Genomic DNA, 12,060 nt, shown 5'->3' on the forward strand with positions numbered 1-12,060 from the left:
GAGTACTAGTATTTATAGCCTGCCTCCAAAATTGCTAGAGTGAATCCCCACACAACACTACACTTGTCCATAAAAGATTCTTATTATCGACAGTCTACTACGCCAAGATCCCCATTACTCCGTTGAGAGTCGCGCCACTCAAGAGTAATTGCGAATACTTATCAATTGATAAATACGTCCATCTTGGGGCAACGTCAAACAAGGCGTGATAAAGATCGCGCAGCGCCTTCTTACGATCGCGGTGATGATTGCTGACTGACTTAAGCTCTGTCTACGCCGTCTACACGACTAGACATTAGGCAACATCAGCTAAAAAGTCTAAAACTAGCTGATTGAATTTTTGTGGATGCTCTATTGGACTCCAATGCCCACACGACTCAATGATTTCGAGTCGCGCTCTAGTCAGATTTTTGGCAGCGTTGTAAGCATGGCTAACAGGAACCATCTTGTCTTGTCTACCCCAGATAATTAATGTGGGAGCAGTGATGGTATTTAATTTCTCAACAATCGGCTGATAAAACTGCCCCCAGACATTGAAATTTTCACGACCAACACTGAGCATGGCTTCTTTGGCTCTTTTAATCGTCGCCATTTGGTAAAACTCTTCGACCACCTCATTGGTAATCAGTTTTGGGTCGTAGACAGCCTGCTTGCACAACATTGCCAGACCAGACCGACTTGGAGAACCTAATAACTCACCTAAAAGTGGAATCGTTGGCAGTCGCAATAGCCAGCTTACTTCTTTTCCTAAGCCTGCACTGCCAACGATTACCAGCTTATCGACCCTGTTTGGAAATTTGAGCGCGAAAGTTAACGCCACTCCTCCTCCGGCGGAGGCTCCAATCAAGTTGGCATGAGGGATATTCAAAGCCTCCATCAAAGAGTGTGTAAACTTCGCCATGAAGTCAAAGGTATATTTGGCATCAGGCTTATCTGTTCGACCTGCACCAACCATATCGAAAGCATAAACACGGTGATGCTTGGCTAGCTCAAAAATATTGTACTTCCACAACTCAATATAACCGCCACCACCATGCAGCAAAACTATCTCGCTTCCTTCTTCACCAAGTTGCCAATATCGGGTATTAACAGAACCGACTTTGATGTACTGATCTTGAAGATGCTGGGTGAAACTCATGCTAAATACGTTCAACTTTTGTTGACAAGGCCTATTCTAAATCTGACAAGCACACCAACAACTGGGATAAGGATTGCAGTCGCAGTGTATACATCGTCCCCTTAATTTTTTGGCTAAACAGTCGCTTCAATTCCTCCTAACTGAACCGTTGACCTTTTACCTTAAAGTTGGGCTGTATCTCAATAATGATTGCCGATGTTCTGACGGTGCGCTCTGGGCGTATTGCAGCAACGATTGGGCTTGTTAGGGATATAGAAATTTTGTACAAAAATAAACCCCACCAATACCCGACTTAATTCTTTCGGTCTCCTCACCAATAAATCATTCATTCACAATCAAGTTATAGTCTATATAACCAAGCATCGCCCCTCTTTTTATTGCCTCATAACGGTTTTTTACGTGCCATTTACTGTACAAATCACTAGCATAATGTTTGACTGTACTAACAGAGAGAAACATTTCTCTGGCAATCTGTTCAAAAACTAACCCCTGCGCCAGTAATCGCAGGACTTGTATTTGTCGCTCGGTGGGAGAGTCAAGCAAGTTTTTGTCAGCAAAATTAGGGTCGATATATCTGTTGTGATAAAGGCTTTCTAACAGTTTTTTAGCCAGCTTCGGGTCAAGTAGACATTCATTAAAGTAAGCTCTCTTGATGGCTAGTTCAATCAATTCTATATCAGCACTTTTGAGCATATAAGAATCAGCCCCATGACGGAAAGCTGAGTTAATAAAGTCTGAATGAGTCTGATTAGTAAAAATCACCACTTTACTATTAGTTTTCCTTTTGATTGAGCGAGTCAGTTCTAAACCACTCATGTCGGGTAATAATAAATCAACTAACACAACATCAGGGTTCATCTGTTCAATTAACTTAAACCCCAGCTTTCCAGAAGTGGCATCACCAGTTACTTCTATGTCTGGAGATTGTGAAATAGCAGCTTTGATGCCTAAGAGAGTGAATATTTCTGGTTCAACAATTACTATTTTCAGCATGATTTTATTAATCCTCTAATAATAAATGGCTGTTTATTGGCGGACTTATTATTGATGCTTCTGCCGTGGATGTCCGTGCTGCCGTAGCAGTGCCGTAGGCTACGACCTATACAGGGTGGGGATTGCCGTGATTGTGCCGTATGCCGTGGACACCGAGAAAAGCCCGTAAAACATCCCTTATTATGACCACGGCATCACGGCAGGACTTTCACCAATCAGGCAGGGAATAGCTATCAGGAGCGTCAGAATTTACCTTCTCCCTCTTAACTAATTCAGCTACTCCATCAATTAATTCTGACTCTGAATAACCAGATAACCTGTCTGCTTTCTTCAAATCACGTAATGTTTTTGGCGTTTTCGACTTCACATTCTGGAAGTATTCATAAATCTTTTTAGCCACCTCAGATAATGGTTTGGGATGTATCTGGTGAGCCGGACTTAAATTAAATTCTAGGTCAAATACTCTATCTAGATATTCCTGCTCCGAAGCAATCGGGTTGACTTGATTAGATAATTTTGGCATTAATGCCACAACAAAACCACCAACAGAAGCAATCATAACTGGACGCAAGTTTTGATAAGAGACTGCTTTAATATCCAAGTATTTAGATTTAATTTGCTCTCGCTCTTGCTTACCTGGAATAATGTCACCTCTATTTAAAATCAGTTCCAGCACCCCATAAGATTCTTGTTCCCTTCCATTCTTGATATACCTGTTACCTAACAGCAGTAAATTGAGACAGAGACGAGTTTGAGCATCCATCTTTTCAATGCCCAATGCTGCCAGATTAAAAGACTGTAGGGAAGCAATAAACTTAGTATTAAACTCTCGACCAATCAGCAGAACATCAAGCAGTTTACTCCCATAATTCCAATCAGAGTAAAGCTTGCTTAATGAGTCAGCAATTACTAGCCAATCATCCAGAATTAGAATCAATGGTGGTAAGGATTCGCGCTTTGATTCTGGTAGCTGTTTACGTTTTTTGTAGTCGGTGTAAAAGTTGTCAATTACCTCTTTGGCTTCGTCTGGGTTTTCCTGATCAAAAACAATTACCCTTTCTTTCTCTCGTAAACCGCAAAAACTATCATTCTTAGCACTAATTACCCAGATATCTGCACCTGGGGAATCTGCCAAGATTTTCTGAATTAAGTAATTGAGGGTAACTGATTTACCGCTTCCGGGTGCGGCGACTAAAGCAGTAGAACTATCGGCTCTGGCCAGGGCTTGCAAAGTATTTAGGGCAAGAGCTTCTGATGGATCAAGGCTAATTGCAGTATTTTGTTGTAATGTCTGCTGTTGAGAGCCGGTCACTTTATCGTCACCCCTGGCGATATCCTGCATTGATTGCCCTGGTAATGCTGCGGCTGGTTGACCCGTTGCCTGTTGCAGTTGCACCCGTGCTTCTGCCTCTGCCCTTAATCTCACTTGCTCCTGAAATATGGCTAACTCTTGCGGTGTCATTTTTGACAACTGTGCTGCTCTGACCCGTCGATTCTCTGACCATTGGTGAAACTCGTAGTCTAGCTGTGCGGTGTAACTTTCCTTGTGGAGTCTCAAGCCTGACCAAAGTTTAGAAATTAACCAGTTGCTACGAATTTCTTCCCTAACTGAAGGCATTAGTTGGATTAATCGCCATTCCCTAGCTTTAGATAACCCATAAGCTCCACCAACGAATAGCACTGAAGCTAATCCCCAAAGCGGTTTATCAGGGTTGCTTGGTGGAATAATTCTTAATCTGGTTGCTTTGGTAGGCAGGAAGTTATCACGCTGAAACTCTGGGTTAGCTGGTGTGTAAGCTTCAGCATAAAATTCCGACTCTGGCATTATGTAACGCTTGTTGGGAGTGCAGTACCTTTGACGGTTAACCGGCTTGGTGAGCGTTGAGGGGATGAAGCAATATTCAACCAAAGTAATTTGAGTTCCTGTAAATGACTTTGCCCCACAAATTAACCCAATGGTTGCCAGCACCCCCACAGTAATATTGTTGGCTGTTCCTGAACGCAAGTATTCTTCAAATTGTTTGCGTTTCATTGGTTTGTCCCCCTGACGATTGCTGCAATCACCAACAACACAAAAGCACCTACCCCAATCAAGCCCCAAGGTATTTCACTCTTGGGAGTTGGCTTAACTTCGTAGGTTTTAACCTCCTGATAGAACCGTGTCTTACCTGTATTAGTTGCTTCTGACACTGCCCTATATTCATCAAAGGCAATCCACAACGAAGCCCCTACACTCACCGTCTGAGCAGTGGCTACCATGAAGTCTTTACCAATGTGGATTCTGCCGTCATAGTGAATTTTTGTTAGGGTATCAGCGAAAAATAGCCCTAGTACAATGCTGCTTAAAGTGCCAGAAGCGATCGCGGAAATTCCCAAACTCGTTAGTAGGCTGACTCCAGCATTGGCAGTAAACACACCCAGAAATGTAGCCAGTGCTTTGTTTAGCAGTTGCTTGTTACTGAAGACATCACGAATGGATTGTTCTAGCCGTTCGCCGTCTTCGCTCTCTGGGGTCGGTTTTTCTGAAATAGTTTCACCCCACATTAACGGTGTGGATTGTTCGCTGGTATTTTGGAACTGCGATAATAGGGAATCAATTTCATTCATGTTTACCTCGCGTGGGTGAAACAGAAAAAGCCAGAGTCTAGAAGAGGCTTCGGGGCTTCGGGGCTTCGGGGCAGAGGAGAGGTTACAAGTCCATTCCCCCCTGCTCCTCTGCTCCCCTGCTCTCTTCTGTCTGCTGGCAAACGACTTACTTATGAGTTAAATGCCCATGAAGTTGCGGAACCACTGCCCTACTCGGCTAATGCCAGCAGTGCGCGAGTAATTCGGCTTGGGTATGCGGTCGGTTTTCGCTTCACTACCGTTTGTCCACAGTGCGGTAGTTACGGCGTTTTCATAAGCGCGATCTGCTGCGTCTTGGGCTTCTGGGACTTTGTTAGAAGCTTTGATTAAATCAGCCTCATATTTTGCGATCGCCATCAAGTCGGCAGTAGCCCCAGATATCTGAATCAAGGATGAGCGTTGAGCGTGACGGGTGGCCTCGGCAGTAGTAGCATTGACGTGTTCTGCCTGCATCTCGGACATCTCATTTTTGAAACGCTGCTCTCCTGTCTTACTAGTGTTGATAGCCTTTAGTGTTTGCGTTCCGTGCTTCTGGGTGAGTTGCACAAGTTCGGCGTAGGCAAGGTTAACATCGCCAGTTGTTTCAATAATCTTCCGATATGCCTCCAAAGCTTTAGGCAGATTAGCCTTAGCTGTGTCAGACAGTCGCGCCATGTCTGCAATTTTGGTGATTACCGTTTGGTCGCCAAGGAGGGCTTTGTTGAAGTCCGATTCTGAGACATCAAACAGTCTGCCCATTGCCCCTAAAGTACCTGGGGCATTATTGGGAATATGGTTTTTGAGTTTTGCTGCTCCAAAATTACGTGCCATTTAATCTCCTAATAAGGTATGTTGTCGTAGTCGATATTGCTGGATGATTGGGGCAACTTATCCCAGTAACCCATCTCTTCAAATCGGCTATAAATTCTCGTTGCTAGTTGCCTTATGGGGTCGTCAAAATCTTCAGAAATTAAATCAAATCTTTTCTCACCAAATGCCAAAATATTTGCAATATCAGGGTCAATCCCATTACCCAAGAATTGACCAAATGCAGCAGAGTATGGATGGTCATCGATGGTTGAATGAGTTGCTAGAAATTCCGTCCCGGTGAAAGGTGGGTAATCTTCACTCTCGAAGATTGGTGTGTCAAGCGCCTCAATATCTGCTGAGATCATTGCTGCCCATTCTTCAGGATTTTCTACTTTGAATTGCTGCTTTCTTAGGGCGGAGTCGGTCAGAGGTGATTTGCCCCAATCGTTGGGATTTTTGTAATCGAGTGCCATGCTGCTAAGATCCTTATGTACTTTCGTTTTTGCGGCGAGAGATACGTCCCGGAGTGGGGCGATTGCAATGATTGGTCGTCGGTGCAATCGCTTCATCATCAGTTCTCACGAAATTCAACAAGTTCAAAAACCTCCCTTTGCACTTGGTTTTGGTTGAGTCGATGGGAGGTATTATCCTCCGCACCTCTCAGTTAGAACCGAACGTGAGACTTTCACCTCATTCGGCTCCCGATATTCTTAGACAAGGTAATTATTCCTGTGTTTTTGCCTATCCCAGAAAGTAAAGCCGCTTTTGGTTTTACTTTCTTAACTGGTTAACGGGTTTTCGCGCTAGGGGATACTCGAAATACTTTCCCTTATCTTTTGCCCATGTGGTGATAATCGTGGCAGCTTTCGTGTATAGCTAGAAGGTTCTTAGCCTTCCAATTGTTGTGATTTCCATCTACGTGGTGTAGGTGTACTCTCTCATCACTTAGCAGTTTTAGTCCACAGTATCCACAAGTATGGTCTTGACGCTTGAGCGCCTTAGAGGTTTTGCCGTCATATAATTTACTGTTCCTTTCAGTCCAGTAAGCTAAGTCTCCGTCAAAGGGTGATTTATTCCCTGTAACGTTTATGTGGCTGTTCTCGGAGTAAGGAACTTTTGGGAATGCCTTTGCTATCAACTCAGTGGTTGATTCTTTGGTATTCTTTGATTCCTTATTGAATACTGTCCAAGTTCTGTGATTGATGAACCAGAGGGAATCCCTGGAACTGCTCATGTCACAGAATTTATGGTAGTTTCTCCAGCCTCTAACGATAGGTGCAAGCTTTTCCGCCTTTACCTTAGACCCATAATTCGAGTTGTTTACGATAGCTTTTACTTTCTTACGGAAAGCTTTAAAGTTGTCCACTGAGGGAGTGCTTTTGAACTTTCCGTTTTGCTGTACTTTGAAGTTCCAGCCGAGGAAGTCAAACCCATCTGTCGTAGCGGTTATCTTCGTTTTCTTCTCACTAACCTTCATTCCTCTTTCAGCTAGGAACTGGCTTATCTTGTCGAGTATTTGCTCTGCATCGTCTACGGGTCGGAGTATGATTACCATATCGTCCGCATAACGGATTGATGGCTCGATGATATCCTTGGCAGGGGTGTTATTAGTGATTCTTCGTCCCTGTATGTTGTAATACCTGTGTATACTTTCGATTCCGTTTAGGGCGATGTTAGCTAGTAGTGGACTGACCACCCCGCCTTGAGGTGTACCTTGTTCTGGAAACTCAGGATTTATCCCAGCCTTGAGGCAACGGAATATTCCAAGTTTCAGGCTCTTAGGAGCAATCAGGTTATCCATGATGGTGGTGTGGTTTATCCTGTCGAAGCATTTCTCAATATCAAGCTCGATAACTCTTTTATTGGTTCCATTAGCGCTAGAGCTAAGATTACTGTAGATGTACTTTTGTGCATCATGGGCAGAGCGCCCAGGTCTAAATCCGTAACTTCTAGCGTGGAAAGTTGCTTCGTGCGCTGGTTCAAGTGCATATTTTGCGAGGCATTGCCAAGCTCTATCTGCGATTGTTGGGACTTTTAGCATTCTGGTGGAGCCATCTTTCTTAGGTATGGGTATCTCTCTCAACCCTGAGTGATACCAAGTGGTTTGTTGTTTGAGGACTTCTTCGAGATTGAATCTTTCCTCAAACGTCAGGGACGCTTTACCATCAATGCCAGCCGTCTTTTTCCCAGCGTTTAGCTGTGTTACTTGACGAATTGCCAGAAACCTAGCCGCACGGGATTTCAGAATTAGCCTTTGAAGTTGCAAAGCTTTGCGCTTGTTTCCTTCTCGAATGGCTTTAAACACTCTTCTTTGTAGGCGGAAAAGGTTCGCTCGAAATTTCTTCCAAGGTAGTGATTTCCAAGATTCACTTGTAATTTTGTTACAGTGCCTAATCATGCTTTACTCCGTTTTGTGTTTTCTGAATACCTTGCAGCAATTACGCCGCATCCTACCCGAATCAGAGGAGTTCCGTAGCTCGTCTTACCTACTTGGGGTTCGACCGTCCCAAGACCTCTGACTCGTTTTTATTCGTTCCCTCAGATGATTGATTGTTCCGTTAGGTGTAGCCAATTTGACCATCAGAAACCCTAGATTCTTGCAACTTCCTAAACCGCAGAGTTGCGGGTTTTGACTCTGATGAAGTCGGGGGGTTTTTAGTTATGCCCCGCTTAAGAATAGGTCACTTTTATAGGCTCGGTTTCACCGTAGGAACTCCCTGTTAGCGCCAGTGTCAGCCCATAACAGCCGTCTGATTGCGCCCTGTTCCCAGCTTCACTCTATAGATAACGAGTCTACTCGGTGTGGGCAGATAAGGATTCACGCTTGAATCTAGCGGGTGGGACTTTCACCCACATCAGTCTGAGAGTTCAGTGCTAGGATTGCTCCTAGTTTTCACTGACTAGGCTATATGCTTATTAAGCATTTTTACTTAGTAACGAATCGCACGGCTTAATTCTTTTCGTCTACCTTTCGAGTCATTGAATATGAAAGGGGCATTGACTCGACAATTAGACCGATGGCTGTAGCGCAGTTGTTGACCACGGAATTCGTACAAATGATTACGTTGCAAGGCTGTCATTGAAAGCATAAGGTTGTCCCTCAACTTGGGAATAAAACTCGATATTTAGGATTGCTTCGTGAATCTCCATCAAGGCTTGCACAGCATCACCCAGACACAGGTCATTCGATGTGCTGAACCGTTCGGACGCTTCGATTTGCTTGTAATTGGGAGATGCTTGCACAAATCTGAGAATCTGTTCACAACCGAGGATGATGGTCATTATTTCGGTAGTTGTTAGCGATGGTTGTGTCTTTTGGGTGTCTTGGTCGTTCATGACTTTTTCCCTTTCCTTTGGGCTTTTATCGGTGCGGTTGGCGCTTCTGGCTCACTGTTTGGCGCTTGTGGCTGGTTCGGTTTTTGAAGTACATAGCTGATGGCCCCTGCACCCCCGACAGCCGCAGCGATCGTGAACATATTGTTTCTGCCAAAGTACTGGACTCCGAAATAGCCAACTGCTAACGCTGCTGCTGTTGCTCCAATGCCTAAAACCGTGTTTCTGAATCTGGTTCTGTTCATGCTGCCCCTTTGAAATTAGTGACCATTGCGCTAAGTGCTGATTTATTAGGCTGTGTAGATGGCGCTGTTTCAACTTTGGGTGATGCTTGCACATTGCCATGTTGAAAAATCAGCTTCTCTACACCTGCTGAAAGTGCTTGTGTCGGTGCATCTTGGGGTAAATCAAAAATCTTGCACAATTCAATTACTGCTAGGTAGGAGATGGTTATACGCCGAGATTCATAATTCATTGATTAGGCTCCCTCTGCAATTTGAGTTAATAGTTTCAACCCCAAGGCATTGATGAATTGGGGATTATTCAAGACCACAAAACCTAAATCGGCTAGGTTCTGATCCACCACTGGCAAGGAAACACCCCCACCCCAGGCGACAAGGTATTTAGCGCGGTCTAGATAATTACCAGCAGTCACAAAGTTGGCGAATTTCTCAATCCTGGTACTCCACCACTGATCTAGACATTGGCTGTACTCGGTTTCAAACTTCTTACCTGTCAGGTGGTTGCCTCCATAAGTGAAAGTGGCTTCAATAATCCCTTGGTTCACCAAACTGGGCGAGTGCTTCACATCCTTGGACAGCAGACTTACTCGGTCGTTTCGTTTGTCGAGCGTTTCTGCAATCATGCTGTGCAGTTCACCGGCTCCACCTTCAATCAGGTGACGGTCAATCACTGCACCACTGCCGTTGAACACGGTAATCAACCAAGTTGATGAACCGATATCGAGTGCGATCGCTAATTCTGAGGGGTCAAGTACCAGGGATGCTTCACCAAATAAGCAGTGGGCAATGCTTCCAAATCCTTCGGGATAAATGCCTGTGACAACAATCTCAACTGTCTTGGTGACAATGGAACGAGTTACAGGATGCAGATGCTCAAAGGTGTGAGTCCCTTCAACCCTGCGTTTAATCTCTTGGCCCCAGCGTTCGGGGTTATGGTTGCTCAAACTAATTTCTAGCTTGACTCCATCGGGAATATTCAAAACTGATAAGTCTGCAAGAATGCTTTCTAGTGCCAGTTCTGCTTTTTTGGCTTTGTCCTCGTGCAGCAAGGTATGGTCACTTTGAGCTAGAGCCGCACTGCCCCAAAAGAATTGAACATCTTTTAAGTCCAGCCGCGTTCCTTCTACATACCGCACCCAGCAGCCATCTTTTGAGATGGTTTCGTGGTGCATGATGTTGCGATTGCGAACAAGTGAGTATGTGGCTGGCATCATGATAGAAAAATCACCGATGATTGCCTTGCCATACCCTGCACCTGAGTCTTTTCCGGCGATAAGGTCAGTTAGCCCTGATTTGGCTAACAACTCCGCTTGGACGAGCCAGTTTTTGGCATTGGTGTATGTGGTTGTCATGGTTCTGTTGTTTGTTAAAGTCTTGTTTTTTCTGGCTTGGCGTTGATTTTTAGGCAAATCACTATAAATCCAAATATCCAGTTTGGGGCTTGCCATCACTTCGCTTTCCGGCTTCTATCACCTCTGTTCTGCGTCGTTTTTTGGCTTGCTAATGTTATGTTAACGCAATATTGTGCTGTTGCAACAGCGTGTTAAATGATGTTTTGTTATTGCAACAGTAAAATGAAGCAATAAATCTTATGAGTAATGGCATGGGGAGACGTAATAATCCAGACTATTCACAAATAACCGCTTTAATATCAAAAGATATAGCTAAAAAGTTTCGCCTCTACTGCACGGATCAGGAAATTCAGATTACAGACGCGGTTGAAGAAGCAATTAAAGAGTATCTGAGTAAAAGAGGTGTCTCACTAACTTGATGTTGCAACATTGCGCTAAAATCGCTGTGAAGCTGAAAAGCGATCGCAGAACATAAACAGACTAATCAAAACAAACCAGTATGACGATGACTATATAAAACGTTTGATACTGCCTGCACTGGATAAAGAGTCTAACAAATGGCTATTAGTTCAGAAATGCAGTGTCAAGCATTAGTATCAGTACAGCCCGTATTAATTTCACATCATTAATTTTGATGCTGCCAATGTTAGCCGTGAAAGACCCACAAAGCGATTTTCAACTCCCCCTGCATAACGAAGCAGCATTAAAGTGGATTAGGGAGACGAAAAATTACTACTCCACTGTTGCTCTAGCAGTTGGTGGTACTGCGCTGGTATCTGGCAGCTTCATTAATCCGGCTGCCTGGGCTGCTTTTGCATTGGCTTACAAACCGTTGGTGATCATTCAAAAACTTGCACGGTTGGAAAAATTAACCGACCTACTTTTACAAGAGTTTAAAAGCCAGGGGATAGAAATCTTTCCATTTCCGGGAGGAGAGAAAAACCCTATTGACTTGTTTATTAGATTTCCACGAACAACTCACCTGTTTATCTCCATTCGTTCGATAGGAGATAGGGAGGTAGTCTACAACGAAGCCAGGGAAGCTTTACAACTCAGAAAGAAGGATAAGAATGGTTTGACAACCTGGAAACCTTGTCCACTACTTGAGTTGGCTGATTACGAAAAGTGGCTTAACAAAAACAGAGACTTGTTCGCAATGTCTTCTCGTGAAGCTACAAAAACGCCAACAGCAAAAGTTTTAGCCCTATGGCCTCCTACTAGAGCGGCTTCAAATCTCAATGAACATTTATATTCGTCCGTGGGAAGTATGAGAATTCTGGCTCTTAGGAGAAAAGGTACTATGTTTGTGATTCAAGAGGGGGAGGTAATCGAGTTTGTTAGGGCTTGGTTAGCCCAATACAAATAGGCTAAAAGTTGAAAACCCCTTCGTCCAGTGTGGACAACGGGGCTTTCAAAATTAATTCCATTGGAATTGGGGATTGGGTTTCGCAGCCTAATTAGTATCCCTAATAGTAATTTTATCTTACACGATCAGGTGTAAAGCCAATGTAATACTGGCTCACCAGATGTAAAGAGTGTTTCAAGAATTTTAGCAAAGCGTGATTTTTGAACGTTTGTACTAGAAAAT

The 12,060-nt window shown here is 44.0% G+C and carries 14 protein-coding genes; 3 read left to right on the forward strand and 11 right to left on the reverse strand.

The genetic code is table 11. The annotated features are described in order from the left end of the window. Positions 1 to 295: 295 nt before the first annotated feature. The 6 genes from H6G96_RS32655 to H6G96_RS32680 form a co-directional block, all read right to left on the reverse strand. The gene (locus H6G96_RS32655; protein WP_190917413.1) at positions 296 to 1,138 is read right to left on the reverse strand and encodes an alpha/beta fold hydrolase; all 843 of its coding nucleotides are present in this window, start codon (positions 1,136 to 1,138) and stop codon (positions 296 to 298) included. 321 nt (positions 1,139 to 1,459) lie between these two features. Then, a complete protein-coding gene (locus H6G96_RS32660; protein ID WP_190917415.1) occupies positions 1,460 to 2,131 on the reverse strand; it encodes a response regulator transcription factor in 672 nt (223 codons plus the stop codon). 208 nt (positions 2,132 to 2,339) lie between these two features. After that, complete coding sequence (locus H6G96_RS32665; protein WP_190917417.1) at positions 2,340 to 4,163, reverse strand: hypothetical protein; 1,824 nt, start codon at positions 4,161 to 4,163, stop codon at positions 2,340 to 2,342. Beyond that, positions 4,160 to 4,738, reverse strand: a complete 579-nt coding sequence (locus H6G96_RS32670) for a hypothetical protein (protein WP_190917419.1) — start codon at positions 4,736 to 4,738, stop codon at positions 4,160 to 4,162. Before H6G96_RS32670 ends, H6G96_RS32665 begins: the two co-directional genes overlap by 4 nt. Before the next feature lie 156 nt (positions 4,739 to 4,894). Next, the gene (locus H6G96_RS32675; RefSeq protein WP_190917421.1) at positions 4,895 to 5,566 is read right to left on the reverse strand and encodes a hypothetical protein; all 672 of its coding nucleotides are present in this window, start codon (positions 5,564 to 5,566) and stop codon (positions 4,895 to 4,897) included. Between the two features lie 8 nt (positions 5,567 to 5,574). Continuing rightward, entirely contained in the window at positions 5,575 to 6,018 is a 444-nt protein-coding gene (locus H6G96_RS32680) for a hypothetical protein (protein ID WP_190917423.1), read from the reverse strand. Here H6G96_RS32680 and H6G96_RS32685 point away from each other — a divergent pair. After that, a complete protein-coding gene (locus H6G96_RS32685) occupies positions 6,017 to 6,175 on the forward strand; it encodes a hypothetical protein (RefSeq protein ID WP_190917425.1) in 159 nt (52 codons plus the stop codon). The two genes, H6G96_RS32680 and H6G96_RS32685, sit on opposite strands and share 2 nt — an antisense overlap. A gap of 199 nt (positions 6,176 to 6,374) precedes the next feature. Here the strand turns inward: H6G96_RS32685 and H6G96_RS32690 are convergent, their stop codons facing one another. The 5 genes from H6G96_RS32690 to H6G96_RS32710 all read right to left on the reverse strand — a co-directional run bounded on the left by H6G96_RS32690 (position 6,375) and on the right by H6G96_RS32710 (position 10,568). Further along, on the reverse strand, positions 6,375 to 7,943 hold the full coding sequence (locus H6G96_RS32690) for a reverse transcriptase domain-containing protein (RefSeq protein ID WP_190917427.1): 1,569 nt from the start codon (positions 7,941 to 7,943) through the stop codon (positions 6,375 to 6,377). Between the two features lie 662 nt (positions 7,944 to 8,605). Further along, positions 8,606 to 8,881, reverse strand: coding sequence for a hypothetical protein (locus H6G96_RS32695; RefSeq protein WP_190917429.1), 276 nt, complete (start codon positions 8,879 to 8,881; stop codon positions 8,606 to 8,608). Next, the gene (locus H6G96_RS32700; RefSeq protein ID WP_190917431.1) at positions 8,878 to 9,123 is read right to left on the reverse strand and encodes a hypothetical protein; all 246 of its coding nucleotides are present in this window, start codon (positions 9,121 to 9,123) and stop codon (positions 8,878 to 8,880) included. The genes H6G96_RS32695 and H6G96_RS32700 overlap by 4 nt, the downstream gene beginning before the upstream one ends. Further along, the gene (locus H6G96_RS32705; protein WP_190917433.1) at positions 9,120 to 9,353 is read right to left on the reverse strand and encodes a hypothetical protein; all 234 of its coding nucleotides are present in this window, start codon (positions 9,351 to 9,353) and stop codon (positions 9,120 to 9,122) included. Before H6G96_RS32705 ends, H6G96_RS32700 begins: the two co-directional genes overlap by 4 nt. Positions 9,354 to 9,356: 3 nt before the next feature. Beyond that, on the reverse strand, positions 9,357 to 10,568 hold the full coding sequence (locus H6G96_RS32710) for a hypothetical protein (protein WP_242063489.1): 1,212 nt from the start codon (positions 10,566 to 10,568) through the stop codon (positions 9,357 to 9,359). Between the two features lie 143 nt (positions 10,569 to 10,711). On the opposite strand from H6G96_RS32710, the gene H6G96_RS32715 reads away from it, so the two are divergent. Both H6G96_RS32715 and H6G96_RS32720 read left to right on the forward strand, forming a co-directional pair. After that, positions 10,712 to 10,891 (forward strand): hypothetical protein, encoded by a 180-nt coding sequence (locus H6G96_RS32715; RefSeq protein ID WP_179076071.1) that lies wholly within the window; start codon positions 10,712 to 10,714, stop codon positions 10,889 to 10,891. 224 nt (positions 10,892 to 11,115) lie between these two features. Further along, a complete protein-coding gene (locus H6G96_RS32720) occupies positions 11,116 to 11,838 on the forward strand; it encodes a hypothetical protein (protein ID WP_190884685.1) in 723 nt (240 codons plus the stop codon). Positions 11,839 to 12,060 lie beyond the last annotated feature (222 nt).

Source organism: Nostoc sp. FACHB-892 (assembly GCF_014698795.1).
Taxonomy (GTDB): domain Bacteria; phylum Cyanobacteriota; class Cyanobacteriia; order Cyanobacteriales; family Nostocaceae; genus Nostoc.

Coding starts and splice junctions, on each gene's coding strand:
- H6G96_RS32660 (WP_190917415.1), bottom strand. CDS start 2,131: ATGCTGAAAATAGTAATTGTTGAACCAGAAATATTCACTCTCTTAGGC.
- H6G96_RS32690 (WP_190917427.1), bottom strand. CDS start 7,943: ATGATTAGGCACTGTAACAAAATTACAAGTGAATCTTGGAAATCACTA.
- H6G96_RS32700 (WP_190917431.1), bottom strand. CDS start 9,123: ATGAACAGAACCAGATTCAGAAACACGGTTTTAGGCATTGGAGCAACA.
- H6G96_RS32720 (WP_190884685.1), top strand. CDS start 11,116: ATGTTAGCCGTGAAAGACCCACAAAGCGATTTTCAACTCCCCCTGCAT.
- H6G96_RS32670 (WP_190917419.1), bottom strand. CDS start 4,738: ATGAATGAAATTGATTCCCTATTATCGCAGTTCCAAAATACCAGCGAA.
- H6G96_RS32685 (WP_190917425.1), top strand. CDS start 6,017: ATGCTGCTAAGATCCTTATGTACTTTCGTTTTTGCGGCGAGAGATACG.
- H6G96_RS32665 (WP_190917417.1), bottom strand. CDS start 4,163: ATGAAACGCAAACAATTTGAAGAATACTTGCGTTCAGGAACAGCCAAC.
- H6G96_RS32710 (WP_242063489.1), bottom strand. CDS start 10,568: ATGGCAAGCCCCAAACTGGATATTTGGATTTATAGTGATTTGCCTAAA.
- H6G96_RS32715 (WP_179076071.1), top strand. CDS start 10,712: ATGAGTAATGGCATGGGGAGACGTAATAATCCAGACTATTCACAAATA.
- H6G96_RS32655 (WP_190917413.1), bottom strand. CDS start 1,138: ATGAGTTTCACCCAGCATCTTCAAGATCAGTACATCAAAGTCGGTTCT.
- H6G96_RS32680 (WP_190917423.1), bottom strand. CDS start 6,018: ATGGCACTCGATTACAAAAATCCCAACGATTGGGGCAAATCACCTCTG.
- H6G96_RS32705 (WP_190917433.1), bottom strand. CDS start 9,353: ATGAATTATGAATCTCGGCGTATAACCATCTCCTACCTAGCAGTAATT.
- H6G96_RS32675 (WP_190917421.1), bottom strand. CDS start 5,566: ATGGCACGTAATTTTGGAGCAGCAAAACTCAAAAACCATATTCCCAAT.
- H6G96_RS32695 (WP_190917429.1), bottom strand. CDS start 8,881: ATGAACGACCAAGACACCCAAAAGACACAACCATCGCTAACAACTACC.